Consider the following 21,033-nt stretch of genomic DNA (forward strand, 5'->3'; position numbering starts at 1 on the left):
TTTGGCTCACAGGTACGCGGCATTGGCCGCATCGAGGCGGCCCTGGGCGCGCAGGATCAATTCGCAGAATTCGCGGGCGGCACCTTCGCCACCACGGGCGCGGGTAACGCCATGGGCGTGTTCGCGGACGAAATCGGCAGCGTTGGCCACGGCCATACCCAGGCCCACGCGGCGGATTACCGGCAGGTCGGGCAGGTCGTCACCGAGATAGGCGACCTCTTCATAGCTTAGGCCCAGTTGCTCCAACAGGCCGTCGAGAACGACCAGTTTGTCTTCGCGCCCCTGAAACAGGTGGGGAATCCCCAGGTTTTTCGCTCGACGCTCGACCACCGGGGTCTTGCGACCGCTGATGATAGCGGTCTGCACGCCGGCGTTCATCAGCATTTTGATGCCTTGACCGTCGAGGGTGTTGAAGGTCTTGAATTCGCTGCCGTCTTCAAGGAAATACAGGCGCCCGTCAGTGAGGACGCCGTCGACATCGAAAACCGCCAGTTTGATCGCTTTGCCGCGTTGCAGCAGATCGTTGCTCATTACATGACTCCTGCGCGCAGCAGGTCGGAGAGGTTGAAGGCGCCGACCGGGCGATCTTCCTCGTCTACGACGACCAGTGCATTGATTCGGTGATCTTCCATGATTTTCAGGGCTTCGGCGGCCAGCATCTCAGGTCGTGCAGTCTTGCCGTGGGCCGTCATCACCTGGTCGATGGTGGCGCTGCGAATGTCGATGCTGCGGTCCAGCGTGCGGCGCAAGTCGCCGTCGGTAAAGATCCCGGCCAGTTTACCGTCGGTTTCAAGGATGACGGTCATGCCCAGACCTTTACGGGTCATTTCCATCAGTGCGTCCTTGAGCAGCGTGCCGCGTTGTACTTGCGGCAGCTCCTGTCCGGCGTGCATGACGTTTTCCACTTTCAGCAGCAGGCGACGGCCGAGGGCGCCACCCGGGTGCGAAAAGGCGAAATCTTCGGCGGTGAAGCCGCGTGCTTCCAGCAGGGCTACGGCCAGCGCATCACCCATGACCAGCGCCGCGGTGGTTGAAGAAGTCGGCGCCAGGTTCAGCGGGCAGGCTTCATGCTCGACATGAACGTTGAGATTGACCTCAGCAGCCTTGGCCAGCGGCGACTGCGGGTTGCCGGTGACGCTGATCAGCTGGATGCCCAGACGTTTGATCAGCGGCAAAAGGGTCACGATTTCGTTGGTCGAGCCGGAGTTCGACAGGGCCAGAATCACATCGTCGCGAGTGATCATGCCCATGTCGCCATGACTGGCTTCGGCCGGGTGGACAAAGAAAGCAGGGGTGCCGGTGCTGGCCAGGGTGGCGGCAATCTTGTTGCCGATGTGCCCGGATTTGCCCATTCCGACCACGACTACACGGCCCTTGCTGGCCAGAATCATCTCGCAAGCGCGTACGAAATCGGCGTCGATATGGGGCAACAAGCCTTGTACGGCCTCCACTTCGAGTTGGATGGTGCGTTGTGCCGATTGAATCAGGTCGCTGGATTGGCTCATGTCAGAAATCGTATAGCCCGATGAAAAGGCGGCGATTATAGCGGTTATGTGGCAAAGCCTCACGCATGTTCGTCGTGCTTTGTCATTACTCGTTACCAAAACCCGGTAAAAGAGCCTGCGCCCCTGTCAAATCGCCGAACTCAGGCTGGTCAAGCCTTGGGCGCTTTGCCTTTGCAGTGATATAGTTCGCCGCCAGTTCGGCCTGCCCGGGATGTACGTGCTTTTTAAGTAAAGACAGGCGTCCGAGTGAGAGGCTGCATCGCAAGGAGTTTAGATGAGTGCCGATAACGCCTACGCGGTCGAGCTGAAGGGAGTCTCCTTCAAGCGCGGTGCGCGCAGCATTTTCAATAACGTCGATATTCGCATACCGCGCGGCAAGGTCACCGGCATCATGGGGCCTTCCGGGTGTGGCAAGACCACGCTGCTGCGATTGATGGGCGCACAATTGCGCCCTGCCAGCGGCGAAGTCTGGGTCAACGGCCAGAACCTGCCTGCGCTTTCGCGCAGCGATCTGTTCGATGCGCGAAAGCACATGGGTGTGCTGTTTCAAAGCGGCGCGCTGTTCACCGATCTCGATGTGTTCGAGAACGTGGCTTTCCCCCTGCGTGTTCATACCAATTTGCCGGAAGAAATGATCCGCGACATCGTCCTGCTCAAATTGCAGGCGGTCGGTCTGCGCGGCGCCATCGACTTGATGCCGGATGAACTGTCCGGCGGCATGAAGCGCCGCGTCGCACTGGCGCGGGCGATTGCGCTCGATCCGCAGATCCTCATGTACGACGAACCGTTCGTCGGGCAGGACCCGATCGCGATGGGCGTGCTGGTCCGTCTGATCCGCCTGCTCAACGATGCACTGGGGATCACCAGTATCGTGGTGTCTCACGATCTGGCCGAAACCGCGAGCATCGCCGACTACATCTATGTCGTCGGTGACGGTCAGGTGCTGGGGCAGGGTACGCCGGACGAGTTGATGAACTCGGACGAGCCTCGTATCCGTCAGTTCATGACCGGCGATCCCGATGGCCCGGTGCCGTACCATTTTCCAGCGACGGATTACCGCGCAGATCTTCTGGGGAAGCGCTGATGCGCAGAATTTCATTAATAGAACGCGTGCGCCGGTTCGGCGAGGCGGCGATCGATGCCGTCGCGGTGTTCGGTCGTGCGACGCTGTTCCTGTTTCATGCCCTGCTGGGGCGTGGCGGGATCAGTGGCGGTTTCGGTCTGCTGGTCAAACAGTTGCATTCGGTCGGCGTGATGTCGCTGGTGATCATCGTCGTTTCCGGGATCTTCATCGGCATGGTGCTGGCGCTGCAGGGCTTCAGCATTCTGTCGAGTTACGGTTCCGAACAGGCGGTGGGGCAGATGGTTGCGCTGACCCTGTTGCGTGAGCTTGGCCCGGTGGTGACGGCACTGTTGTTTGCCGGTCGTGCCGGTTCGGCACTGACCGCCGAGATCGGCAACATGAAGTCCACCGAGCAGCTTTCCAGCCTGGAAATGATCGGTGTCGATCCGCTCAAGTACATCATTGCCCCACGCCTGTGGGCCGGCTTCATTTCCTTGCCGGTGCTGGCGATGATTTTCAGCGTGGTGGGCATCTGGGGCGGTTCGTGGGTGGCTGTCGACTGGCTGGGTGTGTATGAAGGCTCTTATTGGGCGAACATGCAGAACAGCGTGAATTTCACCAGTGACGTACTCAATGGCGTGATCAAAAGTATTGTTTTCGCCTTTGTAGTGACCTGGATTGCCGTATTTCAAGGCTATGACTGTGAACCCACTTCCGAGGGGATCAGCCGTGCCACCACCAAGACCGTGGTGTTTGCCTCGCTGGCAGTACTCGGTCTGGACTTTATTCTGACCGCTTTGATGTTTGGAGATTTCTGATGCAAAACCGCACCCTGGAAATCGGTGTCGGCCTGTTCCTGCTGGCAGGGATCCTGGCTTTGTTACTGCTTGCTTTGCGGGTCAGTGGCCTGTCTCCGACGTCGACCACCGACACCTATAAACTGTATGCCTACTTTGACAATATCGCCGGTTTGACGGTCAGAGCCAAAGTGACCATGGCCGGTGTGACCATCGGCAAGGTCACGGCGATCGATCTGGATCGCGACAGCTTCACCGGTCGGGTCACCCTGCAAGTGGATAAAAAGGTCGACAACCTGCCGACCGACTCCACAGCGTCTATCCTGACCGCTGGTCTGCTGGGCGAGAAGTACATCGGTATCAGTGTCGGCGGGGAAGAGACCCCTCTGAAGGATGGCGGAACCATTCACGACACGCAGTCGTCACTGGTACTGGAAGACCTGATCGGTAAATTCCTGCTCAATACCGTTAGCAAAGACGCCAAATGAGGAGCTTTTGAATGATCTCTACCTTGCGACGTGGCCTGTTGGTGTTGCTCGCAGCCTTGCCTCTGATGGCTAACGCTGCGCCCGGGCAATCCGCGCATGATCTGGTTCAGGACACTACCAACCGGATGCTTGCCGATCTGTCGGCCAACAAAGAGAAGTACAAGCAGGATCCGCAGGATTTCTACACGGCGTTGAATACCATCGTCGGTCCGGTGGTGGATGCCGAAGGCATTTCCAAAAGCATCATGACGGTCAAGTATTCGCGCAAGGCCACGCCTGAGCAGATGCAGCGCTTTCAGGAAAACTTCAAACGTGGCCTGTTCCAGTTCTACGGCAACGCTCTGCTCGAGTACAACAACCAGGGCATTACCGTTGATCCTGCAAAAGACGAGTCGGGCGACCGCACCAGCGTCAACATGACTGTCAAGGGCAGCAGCGGCGCGATCTATCCTGTGCAGTACACGCTGGAGAAGATCAGCGGCGAATGGAAACTGCGCAACGTGATCATCAACGGCATCAACATCGGCAAGTTGTTCCGCGATCAGTTCGCTGACGCGATGCAGCGCAATGGCAACGACCTGGACAAAACCATCAATGGTTGGGCCGGTGAAGTGGCCAAGGCCAAGCAGGAAACCGACAAAGCTGCCGTGAAGCCAGCGCAATGAGTGAGGCCGCAGTTCGTATGAGTGATGTCGACGAGCTTTTGCTCAGCGGAGTGCTGGATTACCGCACCGGCGCCGACCTGCGCAAGGAAGGCCAGGCGCTGATCAAATCGAGCAAGGCGTCCTCGCTGGTGATCGACTGTTCGGCGGTGAAGAAGTCCAGCAGCGTCGGCTTGTCGTTGCTGCTGTGCTTCATGCGCGATGCGAATGCGGCCGGCAAGGCTGTCAGCATCCGCGCGATGCCCGAAGACATGCGCGAAATCGCTCAGGTCAGTGAACTGACCGAACTGTTGGCGCAACCCTGAACCCGCATCTATAAAGAAGCCCCCCGTCAGAGTCCTGCGTTGCGGGGTTCGCAGGCGCGGGGCTTTTTTGTATGATGTCCGACCCGTGCGCACAGGGCGCCGATTGAGGTTGAGCATGCAGGCCGTAGAAGTGAAGAGCTTCCTTGAAGGGAAGCTGCCAGGAATTCAGGTAGAAGTTGAGGGCGAAGGCTGCAACTTTCAGCTGAACGTGATTAGCGATGAACTGGCGGCGTTGAGCCCGGTCAAGCGTCAGCAGAGCATCTATGCCCATTTGAACCCATGGATTGCTGATGGCAGCATCCACGCGGTCACTATGAAATTTTTCAGCAGCGCGGCCTGGGCCGAGCGCACCTGAGCCCTAGGGCGTCGAGATTCTTATGGATAAATTGATTATTACCGGTGGCGCTCGTCTTGATGGCGAGATCCGCATTTCCGGGGCAAAGAACTCTGCCCTGCCGATCCTGGCTGCCACGCTGCTGTGCGATGGCCCGGTGACCGTTGGCAACCTGCCGCACCTGCACGACATCACCACCATGATCGAGCTGTTCGGTCGCATGGGCATCGAGCCGGTGATCGACGAAAAACTCAGTGTCGAAATCGACCCGCGCACCATCAAGACCCTGATCGCGCCGTACGAACTGGTGAAAACCATGCGTGCGTCGATTCTGGTACTGGGCCCGATGGTTGCCCGTTTCGGTGAGGCCGAAGTCGCACTGCCTGGCGGTTGCGCCATCGGTTCGCGTCCGGTCGACCTGCACATCCGTGGCCTCGAAGCCATGGGCGCGGTCATCGACGTCGAAGGCGGCTACATCAAGGCCAAGGCGCCGGAAGGCGGCCTGCGCGGTGCGCACTTCTTCTTCGATACCGTCAGCGTGACCGGTACCGAGAACATCATGATGGCCGCTGCTCTGGCCAAGGGCCGCAGCGTGTTGCAGAACGCCGCCCGTGAGCCTGAAGTGGTTGACCTGGCGAACTTCCTCAACGCCATGGGCGCCAAGGTTTCCGGCGCCGGTACCGACACCATCACCATCGATGGCGTCGAGCGTCTGGGTTCGGCTTTCTACAAGGTCATGCCTGACCGTATCGAAACCGGCACCTACCTGGTCGCTGCTGCCGTGACCGGCGGCCGTGTCAAGGTCAAGGATACCGATCCGACCATCCTTGAAGCCGTTCTGGAAAAACTCCGTGAAGCCGGCGCAGAGATCACCTGCGGTGAAGACTGGATCGAGCTGAACATGCACGGCAAGCGTCCGAAAGCAGTCAACGTGCGCACTGCGCCGTACCCGGCTTTCCCGACTGACATGCAGGCGCAGTTCATCTCGCTCAACGCCATTGCCGAAGGCACCGGTGCCGTGATCGAGACGATCTTCGAAAACCGTTTCATGCACGTGTACGAACTGCACCGCATGGGCGCCAAGATCCAGGTCGAAGGCAACACCGCCATCGTCACCGGTACTGAAGTCCTCAAGGGCGCGCCTGTGATGGCGACCGACCTGCGTGCTTCGGCCAGTCTGGTGATCTCGGCACTGGTTGCCGAAGGCGATACGCTGATCGACCGCATCTACCACATCGACCGTGGTTACGAGTGCATCGAAGAAAAACTGCAGATGCTGGGCGCCAAGATCCGTCGCGTTCCGGGCTGATCGCTGCATTGGGACACAGGGACGTGTCCGTTGAATTCGTTTTGAGTCGAGCCGGTTTCCGGCTCGATGTGTGTCCGGCGCCGATTGCGACCGGACATGAGTACCTTGATAAGGACTGACGTTTCCCATGTTGACCATCGCACTGTCCAAGGGCCGCATCCTTGACGACACCCTGCCGCTTCTTGCCGAAGCAGGCATCGTGCCGACCGAGAATCCGGACAAGAGCCGCAAGCTGATCATTCCCACGACTCAGGACGACGTTCGTCTGCTGATCGTGCGCGCCACCGATGTGCCGACTTATGTCGAGCATGGCGCGGCCGACCTCGGCGTTGCCGGCAAAGACGTGTTGATGGAATACAGCGGCCAGGGTCTCTACGAGCCACTGGACCTGCAAATCGCCCAGTGCAAATTGATGACCGCCGGCAAGATTGGCGCGCCTGAGCCGAAAGGCCGTCTGCGCGTGGCGACCAAGTTCGTCAACGTTGCCAAGCGTTATTACGCCGAGCAGGGCCGTCAGGTCGACATCATCAAACTTTACGGTTCGATGGAGCTGGCACCGCTGATTGGCCTGGCCGACAAGATCATTGACGTGGTCGACACCGGCAACACCCTGCGCGCCAATGGTCTGGAACCTCAGGAACTGATCGCCACGATCAGCTCGCGCCTGGTGGTCAATAAAGCTTCGATGAAAATGCAACACGCCCGAATCCAGGCGTTGATCGATACCCTGCGCAACGCAGTGGAATCGCGACACCGCGGCTGATTCACCTGCGCGACGCTGAGTCGCGCCCGTCTATCCGCCTCATAGCCAGAATCTCAGGTGCCCAAGCGGAAACGACTGCTAAGTTAGGGCGCCTGAGTTTTTGCCATTCCTATGAGGCTCTCGCTATGACCGCACCGACTGCAATTCGCCGACTCAACGCTGCTGACCCGGATTTCGCGCATCATCTGGATCATCTGCTGAGCTGGGAAAGTGTGTCTGACGACTCGGTCAATCAGCGCGTGCTGGACATCATCAAGGCAGTGCGCGAGCGCGGTGACGCAGCGCTGGTCGAGTTCACCCAGAAGTTCGACGGCCTCGAAGTGGCCTCGATGGCCGACCTGATCCTGCCGCGCGAGCGCCTGGAACTGGCCCTGACCCGTATCACTGTCGAACAGCGCGAAGCGTTGGAGAAAGCGGCGGCCCGTGTCCGCAGCTACCACGAAAAACAGAAACAGGATTCCTGGAGCTACACCGAAGCCGACGGCACCGTGCTCGGCCAGAAGGTCACGCCGCTGGATCGCGCAGGCCTGTACGTGCCGGGTGGCAAGGCGTCGTACCCGTCGTCGGTACTGATGAACGCGATTCCGGCCAAAGTGGCGGGCGTGACCGAAGTGGTCATGGTCGTGCCAACCCCGCGCGGTGAAATCAACGAGCTGGTGCTGGCGGCCGCGTGCATCGCTGGCGTCGACCGCGTGTTCACCATCGGCGGTGCGCAAGCGGTAGCGGCGCTGGCTTACGGCACCGAAAGCGTGCCGCAGGTCGACAAAGTGGTTGGCCCGGGCAACATCTATGTGGCTACCGCCAAGCGTCACGTGTTCGGTCAGGTCGGCATCGACATGATCGCCGGCCCTTCGGAAATCCTTGTGGTGTGCGACGGCCAGACCGATCCGGACTGGATCGCCATGGACCTGTTCTCGCAAGCCGAGCACGACGAAGACGCCCAGGCGATTCTGGTCAGCCCGGACGCCGAGTTCCTCGACAAGGTCGCTGCGAGCATCGACAAGCTACTGCCGACCATGGACCGCGCCACCATCATCGAAACCTCGATCAATGGTCGTGGTGCGTTGATTCACGTGAAGGACATGGCCCAAGCCATCGAAGTCGCCAATCGCATTGCCCCTGAGCACCTGGAATTGTCGGTCGCCGATCCGCAAGCCTGGCTGCCGCAGATCCGCCACGCCGGCGCGATCTTCATGGGCCGTCACACCTCCGAAGCGTTGGGCGATTACTGCGCTGGCCCGAACCACGTGCTGCCGACCTCCGGCACCGCGCGGTTTTCTTCGCCGCTGGGCGTGTACGACTTCCAGAAGCGTTCGTCGATCATCTTCTGCTCCGAGGCGGGTGCTTCCGAGCTGGGTAAAACGGCATCGGTGCTGGCCCGTGGCGAATCGTTGAGCGCTCACGCGCGCAGCGCTGAATACCGCATCAAAGACGAAGACTTTCTACAAGGGCAGGGGAACTGAGCGATGAGCAAATTCTGGAGCCCGTTCGTTAAAGATCTGGTGCCTTATGTGCCGGGCGAACAGCCGAAGCTGACCAAACTGGTCAAGCTCAATACTAATGAAAACCCGTACGGCCCCTCGCCAAAAGCCTTGGCAGCGATGCAGGTCGAACTGAATGACAACCTGCGTCTGTACCCGGACCCGAACAGCGACCTGCTGAAAACCGCTGTCGCCCAGTATTACGGCGTGCAGAGCAATCAGGTGTTCCTCGGCAACGGTTCGGACGAAGTGCTTGCTCACATCTTCCACGGTTTGTTGCAGCACGATCAGCCATTGCTGTTCCCGGATATCAGCTACAGCTTCTATCCGGTGTATTGCGGTTTGTATGGCATTCAGTTCGACGCGGTGCCGCTGGACGCGCAGTTCCAGATCAACCCGGCTGACTACGCCAAGCCGAATGGCGGGATCATTTTCCCGAACCCGAACGCACCCACCGGTTGCCTGCTGGCGCTGGACGCGGTCGAGCAAATCCTCAAGGCCAGCCCGGATTCGGTGGTCGTGGTGGACGAGGCGTATATCGACTTCGGCGGCGAAACCGCAATCAGTCTGGTGGATCGTTATCCGAACCTGCTGGTGACGCAGACCCTGTCCAAGTCGCGTTCGCTGGCCGGGCTGCGCGTGGGTCTGGCGGTCGGGCATCCGGACCTGATCGAGGCGCTGGAGCGGATCAAGAACAGCTTCAACTCTTATCCACTGGATCGACTGGCAATTGTCGGTGCGGCAGCGGCGTTCGAAGATCGCGAATATTTCGACAAGACCTGCCGTTTGGTGATCGAGAGTCGTGAGTGGGTGATTGCGCAGTTGCAGGCCAAGGGTTTTGAAGTGCTGCCGTCGGCGGCGAACTTCATTTTCGCTCGGCATCCGCAGCATGACGCGGCCGGGCTGGCGGCCAAGCTGCGTGAGCAGGGCGTGATTGTGCGGCACTTCAAGCAGGAGCGGATTGCGCAGTTCCTGCGGATTTCGATTGGCACGCCGGAGCAGAATCAGGCGCTGATCGATGGGCTTGGCGATCTCTAAACGGCGCTGAACCTGTGGGAGCGAGCCTGCTCGCGAAGAAGGCTCGCTCCCACATTAGCTTGTGATGTTTATTCGTGATGCGGCTCGCCAAGGAATGTCAGTGAGGTAAACAACCCACGACTATCCACATCCGCGCTGCCCTTCACCGGCACCTCAACCTGCGCCGCAATCACGTTCAACCCCTCATTCCTCACCAACACCTGCGCGCGGCCATCCTTGTCGGTCTCAGTACTCAGTGTGTTCGGCGCGCTGCGATAGTCGCCAATCAACTTCACCCCAGCCGCCGGTTTGCCATCAAGCAACACCCGCACTGGCAGTGACTTGCCCGGCCCAACGGTCAACGGATCGACCTCAGGCACGATCAGCAACTTGATCTGATCCAGCTTGGGCAACTTCGCCCCCGGCTGATAAATCGCCAGGCTGTACTTGAACGTCTCCGTCGCTTCAACCGCGCCCGGGACTTTGCTGCGACCTTCGTTGATCCACTTCTTGTCAGCCGTCTGCGACCACATGCCATTGTTCAGCGCTACCGCCATCACTGCGGGGGCCTTCAGTGGTTTCAGTCGTGCGTGATCGGCCAGGCGCTCGACGGTGACCGGAATCATCTTGCCGCCCGCGTCATATGCCCAGGCGCCGCTGATCTTCTGCGCCTTGAACGCATTGTCCTCAGCGCCATGACCGTAGACCACTTCGATGTGGCCGCGACGCTGTTCTGTCCACAGGCCATGAGCCGAGACTTCGCCTGCGAACAGCGCGGCGATAAGCACAAGGGATTTGCCGTATTGCATGGTGACGTCCTTTTACAGGTTGAGTGTCAGGCTGACGGTGAAATTGCGCGGCTCACCGGGATTGACCCAGTAGTTGCTGTAAGAGCGCTCGTAATACTTCTCGTCGAAGAGGTTGTTCAGGTTCAGGCCGACGGTGACATTGTCGCTGGCCTTGTAATGCGCGAGCAGGTCGACGGTGTGATACGCCGGCAATTCGAAGTCGCTGCCGGATTCTCCCGAGCGATCGCCGACATAAGTGAACGCCGCGCCGACGTCCGAGCCGCGCAAATGGCCATCCTGAAATTCATAAACCCCGAGCAGACTGCCGCTGCGTTTGGCCACGCCAAGGATGCGGCTGCCGGTGGGAATCACCGCGTCGCCTTTGGTGACTTCGGCATCGATGTAAGCGAAGGCGCCGATCACTCGCACGGCGTCAGTCACTTGCCCGCTGACTTGCAGATCGAAACCGCGACTGCGTGCCTTGCCCATTGCGCGGCTGGTGTCGGTGCCCGGGTCGAGGGCGAGGACGTTTTCCTTGTCGATGTGGAAGAAGGCGAGGGTGCTGCTCAGGCGCTCGTCGAACAGCTCGTTCTTGATCCCGACTTCGTAACCGACGCCTTCCTCCGGATCGAAGGATTTGCCGGCGGCGTCGAGGCCGTTGTTCGGTTTGAACGAGGTCGAGGCGTTGGCGAACACACCCGTTTGGGGCGTCAGTTGGTAGAGCAGGCCGACCCGCTGGGTGAGCGCGTCATGACGTTGATTGCTGGTGGCATTGCGGCTGTGATCGTCGATGTGCTGATCGAAATGCTCAAAACGCGCGCCGATCATCCCGCGCAGTTTGTCGGTGAAGATAATCTGGTCCTGCAGGTTCAATGCTTGGCTTTCGACGTGTTCGAAAGTGTCAGTGCCCGAGCGTGCACCGTTGGGTTTCGGCTGGCCGTAGATCGGCTTGTAGATGTCGGTGGTGTAAGGGCCGCCGGCGATGGTGGTGACGCGCTCGTTCTTGCGGAAGTTTTCGTACTCGGTGCCGATCAGCAGTTCGTGTTGCCACGGGCCGAGGTCGAACAGGCCGCGCAGTTCCAGTTGGGTAATGCTGTCGTGCCAATGGGTGTCACGCTCGCGATAGCGGCGGTTGACGGTGTGGCCATCGGCGTTCAACGGGCGGGATTCGGAGGCGTCGCCCCAGAGTTTGCCTTCCTTGTAGTGACTGGCCAGGCGCAGCTTCCAGCTTTCATTGAGGTGATGTTCCAGCGTGGCCTGAAGCAGGTTGTTGTGGTTATCGATGTTGCCGTCGTTGGGTTCGCCGAGGAAGGTCGAGCGGGAAACACCGCTCCATTTATTGTTCGGGGCGACGATGCCGCGATCGAAGGTGGAGCTGTGACGGACGATTTCGCTTTCCACCAGCAGCGACGTGTCCGGGTTCAATTGCCAACTGATTGAGGGTGCGACAAACACGCGCTGGCTGTCGACGTGATCGCGGAAGCTGTGGTTGTCCTCGACCGCGAGGTTGATCCGCGACAGCACGTTGCCCTGCTCATCCAGCGGTGTGTTGATGTCCAGCGCGGTGCGATAGCGATCCCAGCTGCCGGCGCTGGTTTGCAGGGTGGTAAAGGCTTCGGGCTGGGGCTTTTTGGTGACGATGTTTACCGTGCCGCCGGGATCGCCGCGACCGTAGAGGCTGGCAGCCGGGCCTTTGAGCACTTCGATGCGCTCGATATTCGCCGCGTCCGGCGTGCTCGGATAGCCGCGATTGGCACTGAAGCCGTCCTTGTAGAACTCCGATGTGGTGAAGCCGCGCACGCTGTATTCGTAAAGCGTCAGGCCGCCGAAGTTGTTTTGCTTGGATACGCCGCCGGCGAAATCCAGCGCGCGCTCGACGCTGGTGCTGCCCAGATCCTTGAGCACGCTGGCAGGCACTACGCTGATCGCTTGCGGGATATCGCGGATCGCCGTGTCGGTTTTGGTCGCGCTGGATGAACGCGTGGCGCGGTAGCCTTTGACCGGGCCGGTGGGGGACTCGTAGTCGGAGATGACGCTGATGGCGTCGAGTTCGAGGGGTTTGGGTTCTTCGGCGAACGCTGGTTCGACCAGCAAACCCAGGCTCAGGCCGAGCAGGGAGGCCTTTGTTCGAGACGACATGTTATGTTGTTCCAATTGTCAGAATTGAAACAATATAACATGCCTGTTGAGAATGTCTTTTATCCGCGCAGTTGGCGCGGAAAAAGTCTTACTCTTGTTTTTCCTGCACTGGCGCCGGTGGCGGGCGCAGGCCGATTTCAGCCGTGAGCTTCAGCTCTTTACCGTTGCGCATCACCTGAATCGTCACTTTGTCAGTCGGTTTGATCCGCGCGACCTGGTTCATCGACTTGCGACCATCACCGGCCGGTTCGCCATCGATGCTCAAAATCACGTCACCCAGTTGCAGGCCGGCCTTCTGCGCCGGGCCATCGCGGAAGATCCCCGCGACGACAATCCCCGGACGCCCGGACAAGCCGAACGACTCGGCCAGTTCCTGGGTCAGCGGCTGCACTTCAATGCCGAGCCAGCCGCGAATCACCTGACCGTGCTCGATGATCGACTTCATCACTTCCGTTGCCAGCTTCACCGGAATTGCAAAGCCGATACCTTGCGAGCCGCCGGACTTGGAGAAGATCGCCGTGTTGATGCCGGTCAGGTTGCCGTTGGCGTCGACCAGCGCACCGCCGGAGTTGCCCGGGTTGATCGCCGCGTCGGTCTGGATAAAGTCTTCGTAGTTGTTCAGGCCCAACTGATTACGCCCGGTGGCGCTGATGATGCCCATGGTCACGGTCTGGCCGACGCCGAACGGGTTGCCGATGGCTAGCGCGACGTCGCCGATGCGAATGTTGTCGGAGCGGCCGACCGTGATGGCCGGCAGGGTTTTCAGATCGATTTTCAACACCGCGAGGTCGGTTTCCGGGTCGCTGCCGATGACGCGGGCGAGGGTTTCGCGGCCATCCTTCAGGGCGACCACAATCTGATCCGCGCCACTGGTCACGTGGTTGTTGGTCAGAATGTAGCCTTCCGGGCTCATGATCACGCCGGAACCGAGGCTCGATTCCATGCGCTTCTGTTTCGGCGAGTTGTCACCGAAGAAGCGCCGGAACTGTGGATCCTCAAACAGCGGATGCGCCGGTTTGTTGATGACTTTGGTGGTGTAGAGGTTGACCACCGAAGGTGCGGCAATGGTCACCGCGTCGGCATAGGACACCGGCCCCTGCTGCACGCTAGTGGTTTGCGGAGCCTGTTGCAGGTTGACGTCGAGGCTCGGAAGCCCGACCCACTGCGGGTAACGCTGAATAATCAACAGAGCGATAAGCACACCGGCCAACAACGGCCAGCCGAAAAAACGCAGCGCCTTGAGCATTAAGCACGTCCTGGAAAAGTTGCAGGCGGGGTCAGACCGCCCATAATGTCGCGCATTATACGAGGCCGCGCGTGCCTCTGAACGGGATATTTAGGAGTCTTTCATGGCCGTTGCCCTCAGCACCCTCGTCGAAGAAGCCGACCGTTACCTCAGCAGTGCAAAAATTTCTGATTATTGCCCCAACGGCCTGCAGGTCGAAGGCCGGCCGCAAGTGATGCGCATCGTCAGCGGCGTCACCGCCAGTCAGGCCTTGCTGGATGCCGCCGTCGAAGCTGAGGCGGATCTGGTGCTGGTGCACCACGGTTACTTCTGGAAGGGCGAGAACCCGTGCATCACCGGCATGAAGCAGCGGCGCCTGAAGACGTTGCTCAAGCACGACATCAGTCTGCTCGCTTACCACTTGCCGCTGGATCTGCATGCTGATGTTGGCAATAACGTGCAGCTTGCTCGCCAACTGGATATCACCGTTGAGGGGCCGCTGGATCCGGACAATCTGAAGATCGTCGGTCTGGTCGGTTCGTTGAGCGAGCCGATGACCGCGCGCGATTTTGCCCGCAAGGTGCAGGAAGTCATGGGCCGTGAACCGCTGTTGATCGAGGGCAGCCCGATGATTCGTCGGGTTGGCTGGTGCACCGGTGGCGGTCAGGGCTATATCGATCAGGCCGTCGCGGCGGGTGTCGATCTGTACCTGAGCGGTGAAGCGTCCGAGCAGACTTTCCACAGCGCCCGCGAGAACGACATCAGCTTCATCGCCGCCGGCCACCACGCCACTGAACGCTACGGCGTGCAGGCACTGGGCGACTACCTGGCAAAACGCTTTGCCGTCGAACACATCTTCATCGACTGTCCCAACCCCATCTGACTTCACGCCGTTCCCTGTGTAGGAGCTGCCGAAGGCTGCGATCTTTTGATCTTGTTTTTTAAAAGACCAGATCAAAAGATCGCAGCCTTCGGCAGCTCCTACAGGGGGCGGCGCCCAAACGAGTGGGCATATTCATATGCCCTTTCGTTCTAGCTTGCGTCCTGATTAGAAGAAGGTCGCTGTGCTAGGATTCCCCGCTCGAACACGGCCCGCTGGCCGTTCATAAGAAAGCTTTCGTGAGTAGCCATGGTCGACAAACTGACGCATCTGAAACAGCTGGAGGCGGAAAGCATCCACATCATCCGCGAGGTGGCAGCCGAGTTCGATAACCCGGTGATGCTGTACTCCATCGGTAAAGACTCCGCCGTGATGCTGCACCTGGCACGCAAGGCGTTCTTCCCGGGCAAACTGCCGTTTCCGGTGATGCACGTCGACACCCGCTGGAAATTCCAGGAGATGTACAAGTTCCGCGACAAGATGGTCGAAGAACTGGGCCTGGACCTGATCACCCACATCAATCCCGATGGCGTGGCGCAGAACATCAACCCGTTCACCCACGGCAGCGCCAAGCATACCGACATCATGAAAACCGAAGGCCTGAAACAGGCACTCGACAAACATGGTTTCGACGCAGCGTTCGGCGGCGCACGTCGCGATGAAGAGAAATCCCGTGCCAAAGAGCGCGTGTACTCGTTCCGCGACAGCAAGCACCGCTGGGATCCGAAAAACCAGCGTCCGGAGTTGTGGAACGTCTACAACGGCAAGGTCAACAAGGGCGAATCCATCCGCGTATTCCCTCTGTCGAACTGGACCGAGCTGGACATCTGGCAGTACATCTATCTCGAAGGCATCCCGATTGTGCCGCTGTACTTCGCCGCCGAACGCGAAGTGATCGAGAAGAACGGCACGCTGATCATGATCGACGACGAGCGCATCCTCGAGCACCTGTCCGATGAGGACAAGGCACGCATCGTCAAAAAGAAAGTGCGTTTCCGTACCCTTGGCTGCTACCCGTTGACGGGCGCGGTGGAGTCCGAGGCCGAAAGCCTTACGGACATCATTCAGGAAATGCTCCTGACGCGAACTTCCGAGCGCCAGGGCCGTGTCATCGACCACGATGGCGCCGGCTCGATGGAAGACAAAAAACGTCAAGGCTATTTCTAAGGGGCTGTCATGTCGCATGTTTCTGATTTGATCAGCGAGGACATCCTCGCCTACCTGGGCCAGCACGAACGTAAAGAACTGCTGCGCTTTTTGACTTGCGGTAACGTCGATGACGGCAAGAGCACCCTGATCGGGCGCCTGCTGCACGACTCGAAGATGATCTACGAAGATCACCTCGAAGCGATCACCCGCGACTCGAAGAAAGTCGGCACCACCGGTGACGACATCGACCTGGCATTGCTGGTCGACGGCCTGCAGGCCGAGCGTGAGCAAGGCATCACCATCGATGTCGCCTACCGCTATTTCTCCACCGCCAAACGCAAATTCATCATTGCCGACACCCCCGGCCATGAGCAGTACACCCGCAACATGGCCACCGGTGCGTCCACCTGTGACCTGGCGATCATCCTCGTCGACGCCCGTTACGGTGTGCAGACCCAGACTCGTCGCCACAGCTTCATCGCGTCCTTGCTGGGGATCAAACACATCGTTGTCGCCATCAACAAGATGGACCTGAAGGACTTCGATGAAGGCGTGTTCGAGTCGATCAAGGCTGACTACCTGAAGTTCGCCGAAGGCTTGAAAATGAAGCCGACCAGCATGCACTTCGTGCCGATGTCTGCCCTCAAGGGCGACAACGTGGTGAACAAGTCCGAGCGCTCGCCTTGGTACACCGGCCAGTCGCTGATGGAAATTCTCGAGACCGTGGAAGTCGCGGGCGATCGCAACTTCACCGATCTGCGTTTCCCGGTGCAGTACGTCAACCGTCCGAACCTGAACTTCCGTGGTTTCGCCGGCACGCTGGCCAGCGGCATCGTGCACAAGGGCGACGAAGTCGTGGTGTTGCCGTCGGGCAAGAGCAGCCGCGTGAAATCCATCGTCACCTTCGAAGGTGAACTGGAACACGCCGGTCCAGGTCAGGCTGTAACGCTGACCATGGAAGACGAAATCGACATCTCCCGTGGCGACCTTTTGGTGCATGCCGACAATGTGCCGCCAGTCACCGACAGTTTCGAAGCGATGCTGGTGTGGATGGCTGAAGAGCCGATGCTGCCGGGCAAGAAATACGACATCAAACGCGCCACCAGTTACGTGCCGGGCTCGATTGCCAGCATCGTCAACAAGGTCGACGTGAACACCCTTGAAGAAGGTCCGGCGAGCGCGTTGCAGCTCAACGAAATCGGCAAGGTGAAGATCGCGCTCGACGCGCCGATTGCCCTCGACGGTTACGAAAGCAACCGCACCACCGGCGCGTTCATCGTCATCGACCGTTTGACCAACGGCACCGTTGGCGCCGGCATGATCGTCGCGCAGCCAGTGACCCATGGCACTGCCACGCATCACGGCAAACTGGCGCACGTGGCCACTGAAGAACGTGCTCAGCGTTTCGGCCAGCAACCGGCGACCGTGCTGTTCAGCGGTCTGTCCGGCGCGGGCAAGAGCACGCTGGCTTATGCGGTCGAGCGCAAGCTGTTCGACATGGGCCGTGCGGTGTTTGTGCTGGACGGTCAGAACCTGCGTCACGACCTCAACAAAGGTCTGCCACAGGATCGCGCCGGGCGTACCGAGAACTGGCGTCGTGCCGCGCACGTGGCGCGTCAGTTTAACGAAGCCGGTCTGTTGACCCTGGCTGCGTTCGTCGCCCCAAGCGCTGAAGGTCGCGAGCAGGCAAAAGACCTGATCGGCAAGGATCGTCTGTTGACGGTCTACGTACAGGCCTCGCCGGCCGTGTGCGCCGAGCGTGATCCGCAAGGTCTGTACGCCGCCGCTGGCGACAACATCCCGGGCGAATCCTTCCCGTACGACGTGCCGCTGAATGCCGATCTGGTGATCGACACGCAGACGCTGAGCCTGGAAGAAAGCGTCAAGCAAGTGCTGGATCTGCTGCGCAAGCGTGGCGCGATCTAAGACAGAAGCAGCTGCAAGCTTCTAGCTGCAAGAAAAAGCCCGTCGATGAGTGATCATCGGCGGGCTTTTTTGTCGCTTTGAGAATGTCAAAAGATCGCAACCTTCGGCAGCTCCTACAGGGGTGTACGCCGATCTAATGTAGGAGCTGCCGAAGGCTGCGATCTTTTGCTCTTTAATTCTTTGGGTATTGGCGGTGCATCTGTTCGAGCAACGCATCCTTATCGAGCCACAGCTGGTTGATCCAGCCCTGAAACTGCAGGCGATACTCGCCGTCCTGATCGTAGTTCTTGCCAATGAATTGCTGAGGAATCTTCAGCTCTTCAAAGTGCACCACCACATCGCGCACATTGCCGCAGAGCAAATCCCAGAACCCTGGACGGCCGGCCGGGTAGTGAATCGTCACGTTGACGATCGACTCCAGCTGCTCGCCCATTGCATCCAGTACAAACGCAATCCCGCCAGCCTTGGGCTTGAGCAAATATTTGAACGGCGACTGCTGCTGCGCATGCTTGCCTTCGGTAAAGCGCGTGCCCTCGACGAAGTTGAAAATCCCCACCGGGTTATCACGAAACTTCGCACAGGTCTTGCGCGTGGTTTCCAGGTCTTTGCCTTTCTTTTCCGGATGCTTTTGCAGATAAGCCTTGGAGTAACGCTTCATGAACGGAAAGCCCAAGGCCCACCATGCCAGACCAATCACCGGGACCCAGATCAGCTCCTGCTTGAGGAAGAATTTCAGCGGCTGAATACGGCGGTTGAGCACGTATTGCAGCACCAGAATATCCACCCAACTCTGGTGGTTGCTGGTGATCAGATACGAGTGCTGATAGTCGAGGCCTTGCAGACCACTGATGTGCCAGCGGGTGCGCCGCACCAGATTCATCCAGCCCTTGTTGTTGCTGATCCACGCTTCGTGGGTATGGCTCATCAGCCACAGCGAGGCGCGCCGGGCGAGGTCGAACGGCAGCACTTTGATCAGTGCCACGCAGAACAGAAACGAGCACAGCAGAATCGTATTGAGTGCCAACAGCAGCGAGGCGATCACACCGCGCAACGGTGCAGGTAGAAAATCCAGCATTTACACATCCATAGGTCGGTTGGCGGCTTGAATCGCGGTGAGGGCGATGGTGTAGACGATGTCATCGACCTGCGCGCCGCGCGGCAAATCGTTCACCGGTTTGCGCAGGCCCTGCAGCATCGGACCGAGGCTGACGCAGTCGGCGCTGCGTTGTACGGCTTTGTGCGTGGTGTTGCCGGTGTTCAGGTCGGGGAAGACGAACACCGTGGCACGGCCGGCCACCTGACTGTTCGGCGCCAGTTGTCGGGCGACGTCAGCATTGGCGGCGGCGTCGTATTGCAGCGGGCCGTCGATCAGCAGCGAATGCTGTTGTTCGTGAGCGAGCAGGGTGGCCTCGCGCACTTTCTCGACTTCTTCGCCGGTGGCCGACTCGCCGCTGGAGTAACTGATCATGGCCACGCGCGGAGTGATGCCGAATGCCGCGGCCGAGTCGGCGCTTTGCAGAGCAATCTCGGCCAGCTCGGTGGCGCTTGGGTGCGGGTTCATCACGCAGTCGCCGTAAACCAGCACTTCTTCCGGGAAGAGCATGAAGAACACCGACGACACCAGCGTGCAGCCCGGTGCGGTTTTAATCAGTTGCAGCGCCGGGCGGATGGTGTTAGCGGTGGTGTTGATCACGCCCGAGACCAGGCCGTCGACTTCATCCAGGGCGAGCATCATGGTGCCGATCACCACGGTGTCTTCCAGTTGCTGCTCGGCCATCGGCGCGTTGAGGCTTTTAGTCTTGCGCAGGGCGACCATCGGTTCGACGTAGCGCTCGCGGATCAGGTCCGGATCAAGAATCTCCAGGCCCGGCGGCAACACGATGCCTTGGGCGCGGGCGACGGCTTCGACGTCTTCCGGTTTGGCCAGTAACACGCAACGGGCGATCCCGCGTTCCTGACAGATCGCCGCCGCTTGCACGGTAAACGGCTCGCTGCCTTCGGGCAGAACGATGCGCTTGTTCGCCGCTTGCGCACGCTGAATCAACTGATAGCGGAACACTGCCGGCGACAGGCGCATTTCCCGTGGCGTGCCGCAGCGCTGGTGCAGCCATTTGGCGTCGAGATGGCTGGCGACGAAGTCAGTGATGATCTCCGCACGTTCGCGGTCGTCGATCGGGATTTCCTTGTTCAGACCGTTGAGCAGGTTGGCGGTGTCGTAGGAACCCGTGCTCACCGACAACACCGGTAAACCGGCCTGCAACGCGCCACGGCACAAGTCCATGATGCGCGGATCGGGCAGGGTGTCGCTGGTCAGCAACAGGCCCGCCAGCGGCACGCCGTTGATCGCCGCGAGGCTGACGGCGAGGATAATGTCGTCGCGATCACCCGGCGTTACCACCAACACGCCGGGCTTGAGCAGCTCGACGGTGTTGCGCATGGTCCGCGCGCAGATAATGATTTTGGTCATGCGCCGGGTTTCGTAATCACCGGCGTTGAGCACTTGTGCGCCCATCAGGTCGGCGACGTCGCGGGTACGCGGCGCGTTGAGTTCCGGCTGATAGGGAATGCAGCCGAGCAGGCGGAAATCACCGCTGCGCAGCAACGGCGAATGTTCCTTCAGGCGCGCGGCGAAGGCGTCCATGCTCTCGTCGGTCTTGACCTTGTTGAGGATCACCCCGAGGACTTTCGGGTCTTTCGGGCCACCGAACAATTGCGCCTGCAATTCGACCCGGCCGGAGAGTTCGGCGAGGACTTCGTTTTCCGGCGCCGAGACCAGAATCACCTCGGCATCCAGACTTTTGGCCAAGTGCAGGTTGACCCGCGCGGCGTAACTGGCGCTGCGGGTCGGCACCATGCCTTCGACAACCAGCACGTCTTTGCCGATGGCGGCTTGTTGATAGAGAGTGATGATTTCTTCGAGCAGTTCATCGAGCTGACCGTCGCCAAGCATCCGCTCAACGTGGGCCAGGCCCAGTGGTTGCGGCGGTTTCAGGCCGTGAGTGCGCGCTACCAGTTCAGTCGAGCGCTCAGGGCCGGTGTCGCCCGGGTGCGGCTGGGCAATCGGTTTGAAGAAGCCGACTTTGAGGCCGGCTCGCTCAAGCGTACGCACCAGCCCGAGGCTGATGGAGGTCAGACCCACACCAAAATCGGTGGGCGCGATAAAAAAAGTTTGCATGCGAATTCTCTAAAGTTGCATGGCAAT

Annotated in this window: 20 protein-coding genes; 13 read left to right on the top strand and 7 right to left on the bottom strand. The window is 59.7% G+C overall.

Annotation, left to right across the window (positions count from 1 at the left end; translation table 11 throughout):
- Window positions 1-6 precede the first annotated feature (6 nt).
- Together BK670_RS18055 and BK670_RS18060 are read right to left on the bottom strand one after the other, a co-directional pair.
- Entirely contained in the window at window positions 7-531 is a 525-nt protein-coding gene (locus tag BK670_RS18055) for a KdsC family phosphatase (RefSeq protein ID WP_007912407.1), read from the bottom strand.
- Window positions 531-1,505 carry a KpsF/GutQ family sugar-phosphate isomerase gene (locus BK670_RS18060; protein ID WP_007912405.1) on the bottom strand — a complete coding sequence of 325 codons (975 nt, stop codon included), beginning with the start codon at window positions 1,503-1,505 and terminating at the stop codon, window positions 531-533. The genes BK670_RS18055 and BK670_RS18060 overlap by 1 nt, the downstream gene beginning before the upstream one ends.
- Window positions 1,506-1,779: 274 nt before the next feature.
- On the opposite strand from BK670_RS18060, the gene BK670_RS18065 reads away from it, so the two are divergent.
- The 10 genes from BK670_RS18065 to hisC all read left to right on the top strand — a co-directional run bounded on the left by BK670_RS18065 (window position 1,780) and on the right by hisC (window position 9,745).
- Window positions 1,780-2,589, top strand: coding sequence for an ATP-binding cassette domain-containing protein (locus BK670_RS18065; protein ID WP_123451694.1), 810 nt, complete (start codon window positions 1,780-1,782; stop codon window positions 2,587-2,589).
- Window positions 2,589-3,386 (top strand): lipid asymmetry maintenance ABC transporter permease subunit MlaE, encoded by a 798-nt coding sequence (gene mlaE, locus BK670_RS18070; protein ID WP_003221704.1) that lies wholly within the window; start codon window positions 2,589-2,591, stop codon window positions 3,384-3,386. Before BK670_RS18065 ends, mlaE begins: the two co-directional genes overlap by 1 nt.
- Window positions 3,386-3,853 (top strand): outer membrane lipid asymmetry maintenance protein MlaD, encoded by a 468-nt coding sequence (gene mlaD, locus BK670_RS18075; RefSeq protein ID WP_123451696.1) that lies wholly within the window; start codon window positions 3,386-3,388, stop codon window positions 3,851-3,853. The genes mlaE and mlaD overlap by 1 nt, the downstream gene beginning before the upstream one ends.
- Window positions 3,854-3,864: 11 nt before the next feature.
- Window positions 3,865-4,518, top strand: coding sequence for an MlaC/ttg2D family ABC transporter substrate-binding protein (locus BK670_RS18080; RefSeq protein WP_123451698.1), 654 nt, complete (start codon window positions 3,865-3,867; stop codon window positions 4,516-4,518).
- Window positions 4,515-4,820, top strand: coding sequence for an STAS domain-containing protein (locus BK670_RS18085; RefSeq protein WP_123451700.1), 306 nt, complete (start codon window positions 4,515-4,517; stop codon window positions 4,818-4,820). The genes BK670_RS18080 and BK670_RS18085 overlap by 4 nt, the downstream gene beginning before the upstream one ends.
- A 115-nt stretch (window positions 4,821-4,935) precedes the next feature.
- The gene (locus tag BK670_RS18090; RefSeq protein WP_008070578.1) at window positions 4,936-5,175 is read left to right on the top strand and encodes a BolA family protein; all 240 of its coding nucleotides are present in this window, start codon (window positions 4,936-4,938) and stop codon (window positions 5,173-5,175) included.
- A gap of 22 nt (window positions 5,176-5,197) precedes the next feature.
- The gene (gene murA / locus BK670_RS18095; RefSeq protein WP_007912385.1) at window positions 5,198-6,463 is read left to right on the top strand and encodes a UDP-N-acetylglucosamine 1-carboxyvinyltransferase; all 1,266 of its coding nucleotides are present in this window, start codon (window positions 5,198-5,200) and stop codon (window positions 6,461-6,463) included.
- Window positions 6,464-6,590: 127 nt separating this feature from the next.
- A complete protein-coding gene (gene hisG, locus BK670_RS18100; protein WP_123451702.1) occupies window positions 6,591-7,226 on the top strand; it encodes an ATP phosphoribosyltransferase in 636 nt (211 codons plus the stop codon).
- 125 nt (window positions 7,227-7,351) lie between these two features.
- Window positions 7,352-8,689, top strand: coding sequence for a histidinol dehydrogenase (gene hisD, locus BK670_RS18105; protein WP_123451704.1), 1,338 nt, complete (start codon window positions 7,352-7,354; stop codon window positions 8,687-8,689).
- A 3-nt stretch (window positions 8,690-8,692) separates the two neighbouring features.
- Entirely contained in the window at window positions 8,693-9,745 is a 1,053-nt protein-coding gene (hisC, locus tag BK670_RS18110; protein WP_123451706.1) for a histidinol-phosphate transaminase, read from the top strand.
- 68 nt (window positions 9,746-9,813) lie between these two features.
- Here hisC and BK670_RS18115 read toward each other — a convergent pair whose 3' ends face one another.
- The 3 genes from BK670_RS18115 to algW all read right to left on the bottom strand — a co-directional run bounded on the left by BK670_RS18115 (window position 9,814) and on the right by algW (window position 13,897).
- Window positions 9,814-10,533, bottom strand: coding sequence for a DUF4198 domain-containing protein (locus tag BK670_RS18115; protein ID WP_123451709.1), 720 nt, complete (start codon window positions 10,531-10,533; stop codon window positions 9,814-9,816).
- A gap of 12 nt (window positions 10,534-10,545) precedes the next feature.
- Complete coding sequence (locus BK670_RS18120) at window positions 10,546-12,651, bottom strand: TonB-dependent siderophore receptor (protein ID WP_123451711.1); 2,106 nt, start codon at window positions 12,649-12,651, stop codon at window positions 10,546-10,548.
- An 88-nt stretch (window positions 12,652-12,739) separates the two neighbouring features.
- Entirely contained in the window at window positions 12,740-13,897 is a 1,158-nt protein-coding gene (algW, locus tag BK670_RS18125; protein ID WP_123451713.1) for a Do family serine endopeptidase AlgW, read from the bottom strand.
- A 103-nt stretch (window positions 13,898-14,000) separates the two neighbouring features.
- On the opposite strand from algW, the gene BK670_RS18130 reads away from it, so the two are divergent.
- The 3 genes from BK670_RS18130 to cysN all read left to right on the top strand — a co-directional run bounded on the left by BK670_RS18130 (window position 14,001) and on the right by cysN (window position 17,831).
- Window positions 14,001-14,759: a Nif3-like dinuclear metal center hexameric protein gene (locus BK670_RS18130; RefSeq protein ID WP_123451715.1), complete on the top strand. Its 759-nt coding sequence runs from the start codon at window positions 14,001-14,003 to the stop codon at window positions 14,757-14,759.
- 246 nt (window positions 14,760-15,005) lie between these two features.
- Window positions 15,006-15,923, top strand: coding sequence for a sulfate adenylyltransferase subunit CysD (cysD, locus tag BK670_RS18135; RefSeq protein ID WP_007912374.1), 918 nt, complete (start codon window positions 15,006-15,008; stop codon window positions 15,921-15,923).
- A 9-nt stretch (window positions 15,924-15,932) separates the two neighbouring features.
- Window positions 15,933-17,831 (top strand): sulfate adenylyltransferase subunit CysN, encoded by a 1,899-nt coding sequence (cysN, locus tag BK670_RS18140; RefSeq protein WP_123451718.1) that lies wholly within the window; start codon window positions 15,933-15,935, stop codon window positions 17,829-17,831.
- 172 nt (window positions 17,832-18,003) lie between these two features.
- On the opposite strand, the gene BK670_RS18145 is transcribed toward cysN, so the two are convergent.
- Both BK670_RS18145 and pta read right to left on the bottom strand, forming a co-directional pair.
- Complete coding sequence (locus BK670_RS18145; protein WP_123451720.1) at window positions 18,004-18,906, bottom strand: acyltransferase; 903 nt, start codon at window positions 18,904-18,906, stop codon at window positions 18,004-18,006.
- A complete protein-coding gene (gene pta, locus BK670_RS18150; protein WP_123451722.1) occupies window positions 18,907-21,006 on the bottom strand; it encodes a phosphate acetyltransferase in 2,100 nt (699 codons plus the stop codon).
- Window positions 21,007-21,033 lie beyond the last annotated feature (27 nt).

Source organism: Pseudomonas fluorescens, from assembly GCF_003732425.1.
In the GTDB taxonomy this organism is placed as follows: Bacteria; Pseudomonadota; Gammaproteobacteria; order Pseudomonadales; family Pseudomonadaceae; genus Aquipseudomonas; species Aquipseudomonas fluorescens_BE.

What these genes read in the sequence shown, in the direction of transcription:
- mlaE (WP_003221704.1), top strand. Translation starts at nt 2,589, where the DNA reads ATGCGCAGAATTTCATTAATAGAACGCGTGCGCCGGTTCGGCGAGGCG.
- hisD (WP_123451704.1), top strand. Translation starts at nt 7,352, where the DNA reads ATGACCGCACCGACTGCAATTCGCCGACTCAACGCTGCTGACCCGGAT.
- BK670_RS18065 (WP_123451694.1), top strand. Translation starts at nt 1,780, where the DNA reads ATGAGTGCCGATAACGCCTACGCGGTCGAGCTGAAGGGAGTCTCCTTC.
- mlaD (WP_123451696.1), top strand. Translation starts at nt 3,386, where the DNA reads ATGCAAAACCGCACCCTGGAAATCGGTGTCGGCCTGTTCCTGCTGGCA.
- murA (WP_007912385.1), top strand. Translation starts at nt 5,198, where the DNA reads ATGGATAAATTGATTATTACCGGTGGCGCTCGTCTTGATGGCGAGATC.
- cysN (WP_123451718.1), top strand. Translation starts at nt 15,933, where the DNA reads ATGTCGCATGTTTCTGATTTGATCAGCGAGGACATCCTCGCCTACCTG.
- BK670_RS18055 (WP_007912407.1), bottom strand. Translation starts at nt 531, where the DNA reads ATGAGCAACGATCTGCTGCAACGCGGCAAAGCGATCAAACTGGCGGTT.
- algW (WP_123451713.1), bottom strand. Translation starts at nt 13,897, where the DNA reads ATGCTCAAGGCGCTGCGTTTTTTCGGCTGGCCGTTGTTGGCCGGTGTG.
- hisC (WP_123451706.1), top strand. Translation starts at nt 8,693, where the DNA reads ATGAGCAAATTCTGGAGCCCGTTCGTTAAAGATCTGGTGCCTTATGTG.
- BK670_RS18080 (WP_123451698.1), top strand. Translation starts at nt 3,865, where the DNA reads ATGATCTCTACCTTGCGACGTGGCCTGTTGGTGTTGCTCGCAGCCTTG.
- BK670_RS18120 (WP_123451711.1), bottom strand. Translation starts at nt 12,651, where the DNA reads ATGTCGTCTCGAACAAAGGCCTCCCTGCTCGGCCTGAGCCTGGGTTTG.
- cysD (WP_007912374.1), top strand. Translation starts at nt 15,006, where the DNA reads ATGGTCGACAAACTGACGCATCTGAAACAGCTGGAGGCGGAAAGCATC.
- BK670_RS18090 (WP_008070578.1), top strand. Translation starts at nt 4,936, where the DNA reads ATGCAGGCCGTAGAAGTGAAGAGCTTCCTTGAAGGGAAGCTGCCAGGA.
- pta (WP_123451722.1), bottom strand. Translation starts at nt 21,006, where the DNA reads ATGCAAACTTTTTTTATCGCGCCCACCGATTTTGGTGTGGGTCTGACC.
- BK670_RS18145 (WP_123451720.1), bottom strand. Translation starts at nt 18,906, where the DNA reads ATGCTGGATTTTCTACCTGCACCGTTGCGCGGTGTGATCGCCTCGCTG.
- hisG (WP_123451702.1), top strand. Translation starts at nt 6,591, where the DNA reads ATGTTGACCATCGCACTGTCCAAGGGCCGCATCCTTGACGACACCCTG.
- BK670_RS18085 (WP_123451700.1), top strand. Translation starts at nt 4,515, where the DNA reads ATGAGTGAGGCCGCAGTTCGTATGAGTGATGTCGACGAGCTTTTGCTC.
- BK670_RS18115 (WP_123451709.1), bottom strand. Translation starts at nt 10,533, where the DNA reads ATGCAATACGGCAAATCCCTTGTGCTTATCGCCGCGCTGTTCGCAGGC.
- BK670_RS18130 (WP_123451715.1), top strand. Translation starts at nt 14,001, where the DNA reads ATGGCCGTTGCCCTCAGCACCCTCGTCGAAGAAGCCGACCGTTACCTC.
- BK670_RS18060 (WP_007912405.1), bottom strand. Translation starts at nt 1,505, where the DNA reads ATGAGCCAATCCAGCGACCTGATTCAATCGGCACAACGCACCATCCAA.